Source organism: Chryseobacterium sp. AC405b, from assembly GCF_979258685.1.
Map to the genome: position 1 here is coordinate 94,959 of NZ_OZ409877.1, position 17,538 is coordinate 112,496.

The following is a 17,538-nucleotide window of genomic DNA, read 5'->3' on the forward strand; positions in this document are numbered from 1 at the left end:
ATATCTTAAAAAGCATTCTAACAGCCTATTTTTAGGGGATTTATAGCGCTATGTTAAAATGTGTTAAATATTGACTCTAAAAGTTAATATAATTAACTGCTTACAGGGCATTAGATGCAACATCAAACTCTTAATACATTGATAATCATCAATTTAAAATTTTGTGATTTTGCTAAAATCTCCTTGTAATAATCAAATACATGTTTCGAAAAGATAAAATATCTACCATTAAAAAAGACAAAACATCACTTATATTTCGATTGTATTACCTGGCTTAATAAATTGAATTTGCAGTGCAATTCTTAAAAATGCCGGTTGATTTAGCATCCATTTAATGAATATAATTTATTCTAATGTTCATTAAAACAAAAAAACCAATGACTAAGCCATTGGTTTTTTAATTCTTCTTTTATTTTTAAACAAGCTCTCCGTACAAATCAAACTCCTCTGCGGAAGTGATTTTTACATGAGCAAACTCGCCAATTGATATATAAACATTGTCTGCAGCAACTAAAACAGTATTATCTACATCGGGAGAATCATATTCAGTTCTTCCCACAAAATAATTTCCTTCTTTCCTGTCAAAAATACATTTGTAAACTTCACCAATTTTTGTCTGATTCTTCTCCCAAGAAATCTGTGACTGCAATTCCATAATCTCTTCAACTCTGGCTTCTTTCACTTCCTGCGGAATATCGTCTTCTAAAACGTAAGCACCTGTATTTTCTTCATGAGAATAGGTGAAACATCCTAATCTGTCAAATTTTTGCTCTCTTACCCAGTTTTTCAACTCTCGAAATCTTTCTTCTGTTTCACCAGGATAACCAACAATTAGAGTAGTTCTGATTGCCATATCAGGAACTTTCACTCGGAATTTTTCTAATAAAGCATTTGTTTTTTCGTGTGTTGTACCACGTTTCATAGATTTCAACAAATCTGAATTGATATGCTGAAGCGGGATATCTATATAATTACACACTTTCGGTTCTTCTCTGATAATATCTAAAACATCTTCCGGAAAACCACTTGGGAAAGCATAATGAAGTCGAATCCATTCAATACCTTCTACTTTTACCAGTTCTTTTAAAAGTTCACCTAAAGCTCTTCTCTTATATATATCTAAACCATAATAAGTTAAATCCTGTGCAATCAGAATCAGTTCTTTCACACCTACTTTAGCCAATTTCTGCGATTCTTTTACCAACTTTTCAATCGGTGTGGAAACATGACCACCTCTCATTAAAGGAATTGCGCAAAACGAACAAGGTCTGTCGCAGCCCTCAGAAATTTTAAGGTATGCGTAATGCTTTGGCGTAGTAGTTAATCGCTCACCCACTAATTCATGCTTGTAATCTGCACCTAAATGTTTCAATAAAATCGGAAGATCTCTGGTCCCAAAATATTGGTCAACATCCGGGATTTCTTTAATTAAATCCGGCTTGTATCTCTCAGAAAGACAACCTGTAACAAAAACCTTTTCTACTTCACCTCTATTTTTAGCATCAACATATTCCAGGATGGTATTTATTGATTCTTCTTTTGCGTTATCGATAAATCCGCAAGTATTGATGACAACAATATCTCCTCTATCTTCATGTACCACCTCTTTACCATTGGCTTTAAGCTGGCTCATCAAAACTTCTGAATCGTAAACATTCTTGGAACAACCAAGCGTTACAATATTAATTTTCTTCTTTCCTACAGATTTTGTACGCATCTTTCTATTTTGAGTCTGCGAAGATACGAAATATTACAATGTAAGTTTATTATAAAAAAAACCACTTATAATTAAGTGGTTATAGATTATATTAATAATTTTTTTTCTTAAGAGCGGGTGAGTTTTTATCCTTTTCAGATAGTATCATCTCTTCTTTTTTTAGTTTCCAGTCTATCTTCAAGTCTTCGTCGTCAAATTTCACACTTCCTTCAGAATCTCTATTATAAAAATTATCACATTTATAAGAAAAAACAGCGGTCTCACTAATTACAGAAAAACCATGTCCAAAGCCTCGGGGAATATACATCTGAAGTTTGTTTTCGGCGTTAAGTTCTATACCAAACCATTTTCCGAATGTGGGAGAATCTTCACGTAGATCTACAGCAACATCCCAGACTCTACCCTCTAAACATGAAACCAATTTTGCCTGAGCATGTTCTCCTTTTTGTAAATGCAAACCTCTAAGAACTCCAAAAGATGACTTTGAAATATTGTCTTGTACAAAATGACCATTCATACCTGTAAGCTCTTCAAATTTTTTTTCATTAAATTTTTCAAAGAAATACCCTCTTTCATCTTCAAAGATGGTGGGTTCTATAATGTAACAGTCTTTAAGCTGAGTTTCTTTGATTTTCATATATTATTAAAATTACTTAATTTTTAAAGATAAATATGTCACCAGGTAAAATAGTAGTTTTATATTTTTTAGATGCAAAAAGATTTTTTTCTTTCCCTGAAGAATTATCTATCATTTTCATCTGTTTTTCTAATTTATAGTCAAGCTTGAGATCGCTGATTAATGATTTATTTTGAATAATAACAAATTTGCTTTTGCCATTTGACATCAATGAAATCAATGCATTTTCGCCATCCGTTGAAAAATACGTGAATCCTTTTGGTGCAGTCATTAGTTTTTTTGTTCCTTGTGGAATTTCACTTCCTGTGTGAAAAATCTGATTAGCTTTAGCACCTTTAAATACCCAAGCTAACCTTTGAATTTGTTGATTAACTGTCTTAACCATATCGTAGGTTGGTGTGGGATTACCTTTGTCATCAACAATGGCATATAAATAATTATTATCTTTCCAATGCTGATTATTTACTGTCCAGTATGTGTAATATTGTATAGCTTGTGCTCCATATAATAGATTTGAAAACTGCTGTAATTTTAAGGATTGCAATGTTGGTTCCTTGTATGAGAAATGAATAGCTGTACAAGCAAATGCCCAGAAAGGAACGCTATATTTGTATGCATTTGATCGGATAATTTCAAGATTTTCATAAAAATCTTTACGTACTATATTATTAACTACAGGATAGTGATCAAAGGATAAAATATTGGGATTAACTACGGTTAAGAACTGTTTGACATAAGCATCATAATTAACAGCTGCATATGCTGAATTCTCTGCATAAGTAGGCATTAAATTAATATAAATTAGCTTTTTATTATCTATTCTTTTTATCCTTTTGACAATATCGGATAATTCCAGAAATCTGCTGGTGGATGGCTCATCTTCAATGTAATATGCTAAAAAAGCGGAATGATCTTTAAATCTTCGTGCAATTATTTCCGGATTAATTTTTATGTCTGGAACTGAAGCTATAATTTTCACATTCATTTTCTCAGCAACACTTAACGCTTTCTCGACATCATCAATATTATCATACATATTCAGATTGATCGTAAATCCTGCGTTTTTAAGGATTTGATAATTTCTATCATTTGTATGAGAAGAAGGAATACCTTGAAAAGCTATTATAGGGAAAGAAATTTTCTGTGCTGAAGATATTCCAAACAGAAAAAAACTAAAAAAGATAAATTGTTTAATCATTAATTACTATTTAAGGTAAAAATTATTTTTAAAGTTTTAAAAACAATCATGATATCAAATAGTACAGAATAATTTTTTATATAAAACAAATCATATTCCAGCTTTTCGAGGTTATCTTTAGGTGTTGCTTTGGGTAAATTTACCTGTGCCCAACCCGTAACGCCTGGTTTGACTAGATGTCTAAGGTCAAACATTGGATTTTCGTCATTGCTGATCTTCACAAAATGAGGTCGCTCAGGACGCGGCCCTATTAGGCTCATATCACCTTTAAGAATATTCCAAATCTGAGGAAGTTCATCAATTTTTGTAAGTCTCAAAAATTTCCCCACTCCGTTGATTCGCAAATCATTTTTGGTTGTATAATCACCGCTGTGTTTTGACACCATTGTTCTGATCTTATAAATCGTAAAATTTTGCGAATGCTTGCCAACACGGTCTTGTGAAAAAAGAACACTTCCGTGTGAAGTTAGTTTTACTAAAACAAAGCCGAAAATTATTAAAGGGACGATAAAAGGCAAAAGCAACAAACTCACAAAAATATCAATGAATCTTTTTAAATTAAATTTTTCTTGCTTTTGACCAATCGTAAAGATATCATCAACTAAATATTCATTCGTCTCTAATCTAATTAGTGGAATTCGTTTGTTTACATGTTCGTAAAACTCATGGGCATCATATACGACAATACCTTTGTTTCTTGCCACTACAATTTCATTTGCAACATCCTTGTATAAATGAGTAATATTTGATGTTTCTAAAACAATGCATTTAATATCAAATTTTTTAATATACTCAGTTACACTAATTCTTGACTCATTAGAATCATATAAAATTGCTTTATATTTTTTCCTAAACTTTTTATCACTAAAAAGTTTTAATGAAATATCGCTAACGTTTATAAAAAGGCATACCTTGATAGGCGCGGTTATCTTGAAAACCTGCTTATTTTCTTTCATCGTTGTAAAAGCTTTTGTCAAACTTCTTTCCATTATTATTACAAATTTGCTTTACAATACTAATCCCTAAATCAAATTTAAATTTCTATTCTCTTAACTTATTAAAACTTATACTTTTATATGTATAAACTTAAAATATTACTTAAATTTTATTATTCTGATATGTAAAAACTTATAGAAAAACTGTCTTTGTGTTTAATCGCAGTAAATTTATTCTTTTTTTTAACTAAATACTAAACTTTTATAATACAAATGAAAATAAGAAACATTAAATTATATCTCTGATTGATAAATTTGAGTATATTGTTTAACCATTTCATCAATAGTTAAACTTTTCCTGAATATTTCTTTTGACTTTTGCGAAAATTGCCTGTAAACATTTTTATTTTCTAAGATGTACTTAATTTTTTCAGCAAAAATTTCTTCAATATTATCTACAACATAACCATTCTGATCATTGAGTACAATCTCAGAAATCCCTCCTACATCAGAAGATACAACAGGTTTTCCATAACTGAGTGCATCAATACAGACAATTGGCACGCCTTCATAATTACTAGGCAGTACAAATATATCTGCTAACTGGATGTATTTTTTCGCATTCGGGATACTGGGCAAACAGAATAAATTATTTGGAAGATTATCATAAATCTTGTCTGCTCCAATCCATACGAATGCATATTGAGGAAGTAATTTAGAAATAGCAATATAAGTGTCAAATCTTTTTTGTGGAGATATGCGGGCAATACACATAACTACCCGTTCGAACTTTTCCAATCCATCTAACGAAAGTTCAGTAATATTTTCCGGGAGATGTACACCATTATAAACTACATAAAGATTTTTTACAATTCCCTCTTTTATAATATTCTGTCTGTCATAATCACTTGCTAAAACAATTGCTTTACATCTATTTTTAAGCAATTTTTCTAGGGGTAAAAATTTTCTATATGCAAGCCTTATAGAATCAAAACCATGAACAGAGTATATTATTTTTTTTCTGGGAAACACTAATCTTCCCAAAAAACCGATTTTTGAGGAATGAAGATGAATAATATCGGGATTAATAGATGTATATATTTTTTTTAACTTAAATAATGCAATAAAATCATTATAAAAAGAAATCTCTCTTACGATTTCTTTCATTTTAATTTTGTTTATTTTAGAATTTAGCGCATCCCACATCGGCCCATCTTCTCCTGCAACAACAGTGATCTCATGCTTTTCACTCATCGCATTTGCAAGATTAATGACCACAGATTGCGCTCCTCCCAAATCGGATCTCGTTATGACGTGTAAAATTTTCATCTTAAAATCAATTTTAATACAAGCATTCTTTATCTTTTTACTGAAATATTTTTTTTTATTTTATAATGAGGTTAATAATCTGAATAATTTCGTTATTAACTTTTGCATAGCTGTCTTGTATATTTTGATCCAAAACAGCCATTTCGAACGCTTTGCATATATCATTCACATTTTCGGGATCAAAAACATAAGAAGGCTCACAAACTTGTGTAACATAATCATAATTTGATGCTATAATCTTACACTTGAATTCCACAGCTTCAATAAGTGGTAAGCCAAAGCTTTCTTGTAGTGAAGGAAATACCAAAAATTCAGATTTTGCGTACTCTGCTGCCATTTGTTTTTTATCAACGATATATCCCAAGTTAAATATCGGATATGCTTGAGATTTTTTCAGCTCAATGTATTTAAATATTTCATCAAATCTTTCTTCTACTGTCAAATATATACTACCTGTTTTAAAAACATCATAAAAATCACAAAATCCATCAATAAGTCGTTTATGATTTTTGTGTGTTTCTGCAGTTCCGGGATAAAAAAATCTATTCTTAGTTTTTATTGGTACAGTATCATGTAGTCCAATAGTTTTAAAAAAAGGCAAAACTTTTATATAATCAGAAGATACTCTACTTACTTTTTGAAGTGATTTTTGCATCAAATTGGTCTGAACAACCCACATATCTGAATTGCAGATAAGCATTCCAAATATTCTTTTTTTCAGATGTTGAATTATCTTTTCCTTTAATGATAATTGTGCGATCTGGTTCAAATATGTGGCAGAATGTAAATAGGTAATAACATGGGTATTTGGAAGATGAACGGGAGGAGGAAGATTACCAATACAAAAAACTTTAGTAAATCTATTTTTATTTTTGATATAAAAAAGATAACGATTATAAAAGCCCTCGGTAAAATTTACTTCGCCAGAGATCTCAGCTGAAATTTTAGGTTGGTAGCGGCTGTCTAAAAGATAAACAACTTTTACCTGCGTTTTGCCAAGTTCAGATACGAGATAATCTACTATAGACTTCCCCCCACCTGTGTGTACAAAAACTGCATCAACTAAAATCATAAAGTTTTTGATTTTAGAGTCATTAGCTTTTGTAATTTTTTAAAAAAATACAGACTTTTTTTTCTATTTAATGTTATTCTATATACATAAAGCATAACTTTTGCATAGAAGATCCTTTGTGATAAAAATGTCTTAAAATCAAACGAGTATTTATTCATATAATATTTCGTAGATTTCATTTCTTCATCAAAGGAAAAATCACTCGTCTCATTTCTATCGTCAATTAAATGCCTGTAAGTAAGTTTTTTTTCAAAGTGACATTGATATTTTTTTTCAAGAAATCTTTTTTGAATATCTGATTCTTCTCTATATAAAAATATATTTTCATCAAATAATCCTATCTCATCAAACTTTTTATTATCTAAAAAAAGCAATGCTCCCGATAAAAAAAAATAATCTTCTTTATATAAATTAAGAGCATTCAATAACAACATTAATGGTGTTGTTATTAAGAAAAATTCGTATTCAGGACGAATCCAAAAAGAGAGATTAATACCTCCCGACTGTTTACCTCCAATGACTGCTAAATCAGAATTATCTTCAAACTTTTTTATGACAAAAGAAAACATTTTACTCGTTAATACTACATCAGGATTAATTACACAAATAATTTCAGCCTGGCAAGATTTGATGCCAATATTATTCCCCTGACCATATCCTCTGTTTTTCTCGTTGTGAATGAATTTAATATCAGAATATTTTTCAGACACATTGGCTTTCATTTCTAAAAAAACTTCATAACTGCTATTATCAACGATTACTATTTCAAACATCTCCGACGGGATATCATTATACTTATAAATGCTATAAATACAGTTATTGATATCAGCCAACGAGTTATAGGTAACGATAATTACAGAAAGTTTTTTCATTATTCCAAAAAGTTTTTTAGTAAATCAGATGATTTTACCATATCTCGAAACTCTTCAGAAAAATGGCTGTCACCTAAAATATAATATGGAAGAACGTAAATAAAAAGACTACTTACAAAAACAATCCCTGTAATACAGGTAAACCTTATTAGTTTTCGTCTTGGCTCTTGTCCTTCTATAAAATAAATATAATAATAAAGTAACCAGAAAACGCTTAACGTCATTACATATCGATGTCCTATAATCTGAATAATAATTGCTCCCGGGATAAATATCATTCCGAAAAAAGAAATTTTATAGAGAAATTCAAATTTGGGGTCATCTATAATTTCTGGTTTGTCCCGAATAAGAGCACTAGTCTGAATATAAAGAAATACTGTAAAAATAATATAGGGAATACCGTTATACAATCCACCTAAAAAACTACTCCTATTTCCTTTCTGAAAATAATCGCCAAAATGATTTAAAATTGCTCCTAAAGAAGAATTAAAAATAATCAATGCGATAATAAATATTCCTATTGACAAAAATGTACTGTATAAATAAAATTTCTTTACAGGTATAAAATAATAAATAGGTATGAATATCAACAGAAATGAAAGCCCAGAATGGCATAAAAGAGAAAGGGTAATGAAAATTAATGATACGATATACTTTTTGCGGTAAAAAAGAAGATAAAAACCATACATCAGAATAGGAAATCCTAAATAATATCTAATCTGATTAACAAGATGCACATTATCAAGAATAAGGTACGCTAAAAAAATAAAGAAAATATTTTTGGTAAATCGGGAAATCAATAAGTAATAAATACTTATGATAAGCACAATATGGAATTGATAGAGATCTACATAATTTAGATGTAATTTTTTGAAAAAGAGGGTGAGTATATAAAAAACCGGGTCTGTCTTATTCTCTTCATGTTTAAAAAAATAATAATACATATCCCAATCTGCAGTGTATTTATAATCCAGAAAACAATACATCAATGCAACAAATAAAATACTATTAAATAGATAAGCAAGAAATCTTGAAGGCAGCTGCTCAATAAGCTGACCTACATAAAACAAAATGACACATAAAATTATTAGAATAATCAAAACTTATGTTTTTATATATTTTTCAATTTTTGAAGAACAGAATTAATATCTTTATTATAAAAAAAATCCATATTTTCTTCTATAAAATCTTTATCAAAACTATCATAGTCTAACTGCAGTAAATTTTTAATAGTAACTTCATCAAATCTTTTTTTAATCATTTTGGCAGGATTACCCCCAATAATAGAATAAGGAGGAAACGATTTTACCACGACAGAACCTGCTGCAACAACGCATCCCTGCTCCAATGTAACGCCAGATAAGATTAAACAGTCAGTTCCAATCCATACATCATCTTTCAAGACAATACTTCCTTTTGCAAAAGCTTCTTCTTCATTTGCAAAAAAAAATTTAAACGGATAAGTTGATACAAACTCATGATGATGATTTCCACCTAGTATAAATTTAACACCTTTTGCAATTGAACAAAAAGAACCAATACTCAAAAACTCATCCTCTTTTTTGGTATAACTATAGATTTCTAAAGGACCATAAGTATATCTTCCAACGCTCACCTTTTCCACCGGAAAAGTAATAACCGGATATGTAAAGTTATGTTTATTTTTAATTTTCCAACGATAGAAATGCATTCCTAAAACAATAGGATCATAAAAAGACTTGAAAAAAAATTTTATAATATAAAAAATCATTTTTTAAAAAATTTATGATAAACGGATGATATTTCATTTTTACAAATAAAATTTATAAAAAAACTATAACAAATAATAATTACAAGTCCCGGCAAAATTCCAGATAACCACGGGGCTTTAAACTCACTTAAATAATAAAAAACACAAAATAAAAGTACGACTCCAAAAATTAAATATAAAATGATATTCCAACTTTTTGAAAATTTTTGTCCCGTACTTCTCGCAACAAAAAATGACGTTATAATATACTGTAACAAAAACTGTATAAAAATCGCTGTACAAATTCCATTGATTCCGTATGGATATAATAATACGAGAATAATAATTCCACAAATTTTATTACCTATCTCAACTTTCAGATAATCATATGTTTTACCAAGTATCTGAAAAACGTTCATATTTAATACGATGAGGGGGTAAAACAATGTGGACGCAAGCAATATCTGAAACGGCAACACCATATTCTGCCAAGATTTGGAAAGCATAAAGATAATAATTTGAGGTGCGTATAAGATAATAATACTGACAACAGGTAATATGAGGATAAATATTATTTTATTATAAAACAATGTACTTTTATAAAGTTTAGCTTTATCCATTTGTAATTGTGAATAATAGGGAAATAATACTCTCTGGACTACATTTGTAAAAACCGAAGCAGGAAATATGGTAAACTGATAGCTTTTAGTATAATATCCCAATTGTTTTGTCGGAAAAAATTTTCCTAAAAGCAATGAATTTAGATTAATATAAACAGCATTGAAAATACCGGCATAAAGCAGTTTGGAACTATACTTAAATAATTCTTTAAAATTTTTAATTGAAAATCTTTTTTTGGGATGCCATTTTATGTTGACAATTAAAAAAACAAGTGTTAAAAAACTAAATAATACATTTTGTACAATTAAAGACCAGATTCCAAATTTATTGACTGCCATGGCAATCCCCACTAATCCGGAAAGAGAAACAGCCATGAAAGAAAATTTTGCCTGAGATTTAAAATCCAAATCAATATTAAGTTTAGTTTTATAAATAACAGAAATACTGCTAATTATGATTGTAAGAGAGATTATTCTTATGTAAGCAGTTATATCAGTTTTAAAAAACTCAGTGATAAATGGGGCTGAAATAAAAACAAGTAAATACGTAAAAAAACCTATAGCCATGGATGCATAAAAAGCTGTAGAAAAATCAGATTCAGAGCGGTCCTTTTAAATATTAAAGCATTCCCTAAGCCATTATCCACAATTACTTGTGATAATGAAATGATTACCAAAAGCATTCCCATTACTCCATATTCTTTTGGACTCACAAATCTAGCCAATACAATTTCAATCAGAATCTGTACTCCTACAATGATAAACTTATCTACCGTACTCCAGATTAATCCTTTATACAGTCTGTTTTGAGAAATCATTTCTTATTAAATTGCCACCATTTTTTCTTTTCACTATGGTAACCATATCCATATTGATTAGAGTATCCTAGATTATTTTTGCTGACATCATTTAAAACAAAAGCTACATTTTTGATATTATTGTTATCAATTTGGGTATTAGCAAAATTAACAAAATCTTTTTTACTTAATTCTGATCTCACAACATAAAGAGTTGCATCTGCATACTCTGCAATCAGGAAGGAATCAGTAACCAAAAGAAGAGGTGCTGTATCTATAACAATATAGTCATACTTAGATTTAAGATCTTCTAATAAATCTACATATCTCGAGCTTTGTAACAAATCTACAGGATTTGGTGGTATGCTGCCTGAAAAAATAAAATCACAATTATCATTAAATCCACTCTTAAAAATTATTTCTTCAGATTTATTTACATCTCCAAACAAATACTCTGTTAAACCTTTTACATTTTTAGAATCTGGATGATATCTTTGTAATTGAGGATTTCTAATATCACTTCCTATAACAACCACTTTTTTAAGGGATGAAGATAGCGCTAAAGCAAAATTGATACTTATAAAAGTTTTACCTTCTCCCTTTACAGAAGATGTCACCATTATAACCGGAGTGTTACCATTTTTCTGAAGCATAAATTTCAAATTGGTAACTAAAATTCTAAAGGCTTCTGCAATAGGTGTTACATCATTAAGTTTGATAATTTCAGATTTCTTATTGATAATGTGTGGAATTTCAGAGACAATAGGTCTTGCAGAAAGTTTTTCGATATCTTTTCTGGTAGAGATTTTATTATTAAATATTATTTTTAAATATACGATAGAAAAAGCCAAAAGAAACCCACCGAATAATGCTGTCGCAAGTGCGTATAATTTTTTAGGTGCTACCTTTTTTTTATTTACATAAGCTTTATCAATAACACGTGCTTTTTCGGCAGTGATTGCCATTGTTATTGCAGCTTCTTCTCTTTTCTGCAACAACAATAAATAAAGATTTTCTTTAATTTGCTGCTGTCTTTCAATATTTCTAAATAACTTTTCTTGAAAAGGTATCTGACTTATCTTTTGTTGAGAAGTACCCATCTCTGATAGTACACTATTTTTCCCAATTTGTAAAGCTATTTTATTTTTCTCTAACCCTTCACTCAAGGCACCTTTCAGATCTGTTATCTGTTTGTCAAGTTCTTTTACCAAAGAATTATTCTCTGTAGCATTTTCCAAGAGTTTGTTTCTTTTCATAACAAGAAGATTATACTCCTGAATATTTTTTGCTGCTGCTTCATTATCTAGTCCAATATTCGCCGGTAAAACATCAGTTACATTTTTACGATTAAGAAAATTTTGTAAAATTTTATTTAACTCTAACTGGGTGTCAAACTCTAATGTTTTAGCTCTTGTTTGTTCCTTTATTTGAAGATTGATTCTAGCTTCACCACCAAGATCAACAATATTATTCGTTGATTTAAATTTTTGTTTTTCAGTTTCTACATCTCCCAATTCCTTAGAGATTAAAACAATTCTTTCATCAATAAATTCTTTGGTCTTTTTAGACTCTAAACTTTTATCATTGATTGCATAAATATTATATTGCCTCACCAAAGCATTCGTAAAATCCAGCGCTTTATCTTTGTTTGGAAAATCAATTGAAAGACCAATTACCGTTGCATCTTTATCTAAAAGCTCCACTTTCAAAGATTCTTGAAAATTAATTACCGTTTCATCAAATTCACTGTATGAAAAAAATAATTTATCCATATCTATTTTTTTATTATATAGATAATTGGGATTTTTACTGATAATAATATTCGCAAAAGGAAGACTTATCACTCTGTTAAAAGCACCTTTAACATCATCATTCCAATTTTCAGAAGATAATATAATTTCGTTATTCTTTGTCTTTATATTAATCGGTTTTATAGAAAGCTCTTGATCACTTTTTTCGTTAATCACATTAAAAATGTATGGATTTGTATTTCCATAAATTTCTAAATTATAATACTTTTGCTCGGCAAAAACAGATATTTGAAAGTTACGTTGCTTTAGAACATCCTCTACGATAGTTTTTGATTTAAATATTTCCAGCTCATTTTCAATACTATTGGTTCCCATGTTTGAAAAAGCACCTAGACTTTGCAAAACTCCAAAATCTCCCGAAGCTGAAGACATTTTTTTCGCATCTTTAATGAGTACTGAAGTTTGAATTTTATAAACTGGAGCTGTAGATTTGATGTAATAAATAGCAAATAGAAGCATTATCAGAATAATTGCTACAAAATATTTCCATCTGTATAAATATGGATATATTAATTCTTTTAGATCAGTTTCTTTATTGTAGTTTTTATCCATTTTTAGGATTAGATTTGAAAATTAAATTTTATTTTTCAGATTTGATTAAACTTTGCAAATATATCTATATTTTGTAGAAAGCGGGAGTAATTCCTTATTTTAATTAATTTAATTTATAAGTCAACATCAACCCGCCTCTGGTTGGGATAAATTCTCCACTTTTATTAAATTTTTCAACACCGTCATAACGCTCATTTGTATCTTTATAATATCCTCTATAGAAAGACTGGCTGGTTCCTATCCCTGCGTATACGTCTAATCCTAATTTATTATTGATCGTAAAATGATAACCACCACTAATGCCGACAATAAAAGCGAGGCCTTTCTGATATCGCTCCGTTATTCTCGTACTTCCGTCAGGTAAAAGCTGTGGAGTTCCATCTTGATTCAAAACTACTGTTGCTTTTATATAATTCCATTTCTGCAGATTATAGGCGGCAACAGAACCATAAATTCCTATATGCCAACCTTCCATCATTTCTTTAAAATAATATCTCCCTTCTAAAGTTCCCATGTAGATCTGAAGATTTTTGCCGCCAAAAGATTTCCAAGGCGAAACGAAGGCTTCTGCCTGCAAAGAAAAATTTTTATTTAAAGACTTTTCTGCAGCGATATTGATCATTCCTAGCGGAAGAAACAGTGTGTTAACTTTTAGTTCTGTTTGAGCATTCAGTTTTAGTAAAAATAAAGAGAAAATAAGGACTGTAATTTTTGGAGCCAGCTTCATTATATGTTTCATATTTTTTTTGATAATCATTTTATTTACTTAAGATAAAGAAAGTCTTTAGCAAAATCTGTGCATCTTTTTTAAATGAGAGCTGATGATAGTAGTTGAGATTCATTTGTACTTTTTCCGGGAACAATATTTCGTCGTTATATTTCAGCGGGTCTTCTTGTTGACTTAAAATTACTGCTTCATTACGAAATTGCATTCCTGCTTCACTTGTCAATCCTGGTTTCAATTGTAAAACCAAACGATCCTCTCCTTTCAGTTTGTCGTAATATCCCGGAATATCGGGACGTGGACCAACCAGTGACATATCGCCCTTTAAAATATTGAAAAGCTGAGGAAGCTCATCTAATTTTGTTTTTCTGAGCCAAATTCCGATTTTTGATTTTTTACATGTGACTGGATGATAAGTTCTCAATTTATAAATAATGAAAATATTTCCTTGAAGCCCTACTCTTTTTTGTTTAAAAATACCCGGAAAACCTGTATCAAATGATGCAGTAATCATTAAAATAAAAAAAACAGGAAGTAAAAAGATAATTGCTACGAAACTGATTCCGTAGTCCATTAACGCTTTCCACCAAGGGTATTTCTTCACTTATGCTAAATTGATTTGCAAATATAAGGTTTACGGTTTGAAGTCTTAGAATTTGGAGTCAGGTTTATGATGACTATAAATTGAATAAGAATAAGATCAAATGTTGAGACCGCATGAAACATTTAAAATCATTTTCAATTAAACATCTATAAATCATTTTTTTGAACGTATTATTAAAATTACATTTATTATGTTATAGGATATTTTTATAATAAAAAAGTACCTGTTTATCAATACAGGTACTTTATCTTTTATTAAATTTAATTAATGTTGATTATCTTCTTTTAAAATTCCAAAAAAAAACATTTTCTATATAACATTCATTAAAGGATTGAAAGGTTAGTTTGAAAAAACCTCTTGAATTACTTTTTCAATTCTCATTCTGTCATCATCTGACAAATTAGATCCTGAAGGCAAACAAAGACCGTTATCAAATAGTTTTTCAGCAACGTCTGTTCCATAATATGGAGCATCTGCAAATACCGGCTGCATGTGCATCGGTTTCCAAAGTGGTCTGGATTCAATGTTATCTTCAAGAAAAGCCATTCTTAAATCTTCACGAGATTTCCCGGTTTTTAATTCGTCAACTATAATTGCAGACAACCAGTGATTCGAATAAAAATCATCATTCAATTCAGAAAAAACCTCAACTCCGTCAATATCTTTAAAGATTTGAACATAAAAATCATGCATACTTCTACGTGCATTTACTCTGTCGCTTAAAACTTCCATTTGTCCGCGTCCTATTCCTGCAACGATGTTGCTCATTCGGTAATTGTAACCGATGTGTGAATGCTGATAATGAGGAGCATTATCTCTTGCCTGAGTTGAAAGAAAAACCGTTTTATCTTTATCTTCCTGAGTATGGCAAACCAATGCGCCCCCTCCTGAAGTGGTAATGATTTTATTTCCGTTGAAAGACAATATTCCGAAACGTCCAAAAGTTCCGCAAGCCCTTCCTTTATAAGTTGAACCTAGAGCTTCTGCAGCATCTTCGATCACATGAATGTCATATTTTTCTGCAATTGCTAAAATCTCATCCATCTTAGCGGGCATTCCGTACAAATGAACCACAATGATTGCTTTAGGCTTTTTACCTTTTGAGATTCTGTCTTGAATGGCTTCTTCCAATGCAATCGGACACATATTCCATGTCTCTTTCTCCGAGTCTATAAAAACAGGGATTGCACCGCAATATGCGATTGGATTTGCTGAGGCAGAAAACGTCATTGACTGGCAAATTACCTCATCTCCATACTCTACCCCACATTGAATCAATGCTAAATGTAAAGCCGCTGTACCTGCAGAAAGCACCGCTACTTTCACATCTGAGTTTAAAAATGTTTCTATATCTTTTTCAAAACCATCAACGTTTGGTCCGTAAAGGAGCTACCCAGTTTGCATCGAATGCCTCGTGCACGTATTTTAGTTCGGTTCCTCCCATATGTGGTGAGGAAAGCCAGATTTTTGAATTGTTCATTATAGAAAGTGAAATCTTAAAGATTAATATTTAAAACTATAAAAATTCTGTAGCAGATCAATAGTTTATTCTTTTTTATTATTGTAATTAAAAAATTGCTTTTGCCGGATTACCAAAATAAGTACCTGCTTTTTTAATAGATCGTAAAACCACGGATCCTGCGCCTATTCTTGTTCCGTCAGGAATTTTTACGCCTGGTAAAATTGTTGCATTCGAACCAATGAAGACACTATTTCCAATAACAGCTCCACCACCAATATCAACATTTGCCATAATACTTGTAAAATCCCCTATTGTTACATCATGGCCGATTTGAGTTCCTAAATTAACCATTACACCTTTCCCGATTTTAACATTGCATGAGACGGCAGCAAATGGACACAATATAAATCCTATTCCAACTTCAGTATTATTTCCAATTAATGAAAATTTATGATTAAAAGATAAAATTTTGCATTTTTCTTCTTCTAAAATATCAAAAATTTCACTTTTAATTTCACAAGCTGCAATTCCCATCAATACATTTTGTCCTTTCCAGATATTTCCAGAAAAGAAGCTGCTCTAAAACCTTATAATCAGATTTAATTCCATTTAAAGCATCCAAATTATCGTCGACAAAACCTTCAAGCTTATATTGTTTGCTGAATTCTGAATCAACAATCCAAGATTCAAGCTCTCTCGACAATCCACCGGCACCTAATAAATAGAAACCTTTTTTATTGAATTGAATATCCTCCATCAATTACTATATTTTGTCCTGTTATCCAATCAGAATCATCTGAAAGTAAAAAGGCCGTTATTTTTGCTACATCTAGACATTTTCCTAAGCCCAATGGATGATTTTTTTCAATAACATTTACGGCTTCTTCGGAAAGATACTGTTCTTTATTTTGTGACATTTCCGAATCTGATACGTGACCAGGTGAAACTGCATTAACTCTTATTTTTTTTGAAGAAAGTTCCAACGCCATTGATCTTACCATTGAAATAATTGCTCCTTTGGTTGCTGAATAAGAAGTAAGTCCTTTGTTGCCAACCACTCCCATCACCGAAGAAAGGAGAACAAAGCTTTGCTTGTCGAGCTTGTATTTTTTCTTGCTGATAATTTTTATAAATTCTATTGCTGAAAAAACATTTATATTGAAGATTTCATTAAGGTTTCCGATTTTAATCTGTGGTAATAACAAAGTCTGCTCAATTCCAGCAGAATGAACAAATCCATATATTGGACCAAATTCATCAAAAACCTTTTGTACAATTTCTTCGTAATTTTCAAAATTATATAGATCAGTTGAAATCACTAATGAAGGTGAAATACATTCTGATTTTACTTTAGCAAGCCGTTCGTGATTTCTACCAATTAACACACAATTTGCTCCCAATTTACTTAAATGAATTGCGATTTCTCTGCCTATACCAGATGATGCACCTGTTATAATTATTGTCTTATCTTTAATCATT

At 30.3% G+C, this 17,538-nt stretch carries 15 protein-coding genes and 2 pseudogenes; all 17 read right to left on the reverse strand.

Going from position 1 to position 17,538, the window contains the following annotated elements; genetic code table 11:
- Positions 1-415: 415 nt before the first annotated feature.
- Complete coding sequence (gene rimO, locus ACZZZA_RS00470; RefSeq protein ID WP_463429314.1) at positions 416-1,717, reverse strand: 30S ribosomal protein S12 methylthiotransferase RimO; 1,302 nt, start codon at positions 1,715-1,717, stop codon at positions 416-418.
- A 91-nt stretch (positions 1,718-1,808) separates the two neighbouring features.
- On the reverse strand, positions 1,809-2,354 hold the full coding sequence (gene rfbC, locus ACZZZA_RS00475; protein ID WP_463429315.1) for a dTDP-4-dehydrorhamnose 3,5-epimerase: 546 nt from the start codon (positions 2,352-2,354) through the stop codon (positions 1,809-1,811).
- Between the two features lie 16 nt (positions 2,355-2,370).
- A complete protein-coding gene (locus tag ACZZZA_RS00480) occupies positions 2,371-3,552 on the reverse strand; it encodes a hypothetical protein (RefSeq protein WP_463429316.1) in 1,182 nt (393 codons plus the stop codon).
- Positions 3,552-4,541 (reverse strand): sugar transferase, encoded by a 990-nt coding sequence (locus ACZZZA_RS00485; RefSeq protein ID WP_463429317.1) that lies wholly within the window; start codon positions 4,539-4,541, stop codon positions 3,552-3,554. The genes ACZZZA_RS00480 and ACZZZA_RS00485 overlap by 1 nt, the downstream gene beginning before the upstream one ends.
- Positions 4,542-4,781: 240 nt before the next feature.
- Positions 4,782-5,816, reverse strand: coding sequence for a glycosyltransferase (locus ACZZZA_RS00490; RefSeq protein ID WP_463429318.1), 1,035 nt, complete (start codon positions 5,814-5,816; stop codon positions 4,782-4,784).
- A gap of 55 nt (positions 5,817-5,871) precedes the next feature.
- Complete coding sequence (locus ACZZZA_RS00495) at positions 5,872-6,888, reverse strand: glycosyltransferase (protein WP_463429319.1); 1,017 nt, start codon at positions 6,886-6,888, stop codon at positions 5,872-5,874.
- Positions 6,885-7,760: a glycosyltransferase gene (locus ACZZZA_RS00500; RefSeq protein ID WP_463429320.1), complete on the reverse strand. Its 876-nt coding sequence runs from the start codon at positions 7,758-7,760 to the stop codon at positions 6,885-6,887. The genes ACZZZA_RS00495 and ACZZZA_RS00500 overlap by 4 nt, the downstream gene beginning before the upstream one ends.
- Positions 7,760-8,860, reverse strand: coding sequence for an EpsG family protein (locus ACZZZA_RS00505; protein ID WP_463429321.1), 1,101 nt, complete (start codon positions 8,858-8,860; stop codon positions 7,760-7,762). The genes ACZZZA_RS00500 and ACZZZA_RS00505 overlap by 1 nt, the downstream gene beginning before the upstream one ends.
- 11 nt (positions 8,861-8,871) lie before the next feature.
- A complete protein-coding gene (locus ACZZZA_RS00510; RefSeq protein WP_463429322.1) occupies positions 8,872-9,510 on the reverse strand; it encodes a CatB-related O-acetyltransferase in 639 nt (212 codons plus the stop codon).
- A pseudogene (locus ACZZZA_RS00515) lies at positions 9,507-10,927 on the reverse strand (lipopolysaccharide biosynthesis protein). Before ACZZZA_RS00515 ends, ACZZZA_RS00510 begins: the two are co-directional and overlap by 4 nt.
- On the reverse strand, positions 10,924-13,269 hold the full coding sequence (locus ACZZZA_RS00520) for a GumC family protein (protein ID WP_463429323.1): 2,346 nt from the start codon (positions 13,267-13,269) through the stop codon (positions 10,924-10,926). Before ACZZZA_RS00520 ends, ACZZZA_RS00515 begins: the two are co-directional and overlap by 4 nt.
- 103 nt (positions 13,270-13,372) lie before the next feature.
- Entirely contained in the window at positions 13,373-14,008 is a 636-nt protein-coding gene (locus ACZZZA_RS00525; RefSeq protein ID WP_463429324.1) for a DUF3575 domain-containing protein, read from the reverse strand.
- A gap of 19 nt (positions 14,009-14,027) precedes the next feature.
- Positions 14,028-14,597 (reverse strand): sugar transferase, encoded by a 570-nt coding sequence (locus tag ACZZZA_RS00530; RefSeq protein WP_463429325.1) that lies wholly within the window; start codon positions 14,595-14,597, stop codon positions 14,028-14,030.
- Positions 14,598-14,936: 339 nt separating this feature from the next.
- Positions 14,937-16,077, reverse strand: a pseudogene (locus tag ACZZZA_RS00535) (aminotransferase class I/II-fold pyridoxal phosphate-dependent enzyme).
- 87 nt (positions 16,078-16,164) lie between these two features.
- Complete coding sequence (locus ACZZZA_RS00540; protein ID WP_463429326.1) at positions 16,165-16,593, reverse strand: DapH/DapD/GlmU-related protein; 429 nt, start codon at positions 16,591-16,593, stop codon at positions 16,165-16,167.
- Positions 16,574-16,816 carry a hypothetical protein gene (locus tag ACZZZA_RS00545; protein WP_463429327.1) on the reverse strand — a complete coding sequence of 81 codons (243 nt, stop codon included), beginning with the start codon at positions 16,814-16,816 and terminating at the stop codon, positions 16,574-16,576. The genes ACZZZA_RS00540 and ACZZZA_RS00545 overlap by 20 nt, the downstream gene beginning before the upstream one ends.
- Positions 16,794-17,537, reverse strand: a complete 744-nt coding sequence (locus ACZZZA_RS00550) for an SDR family NAD(P)-dependent oxidoreductase (protein WP_463429328.1) — start codon at positions 17,535-17,537, stop codon at positions 16,794-16,796. The genes ACZZZA_RS00545 and ACZZZA_RS00550 overlap by 23 nt, the downstream gene beginning before the upstream one ends.
- Position 17,538 lies beyond the last annotated feature (1 nt).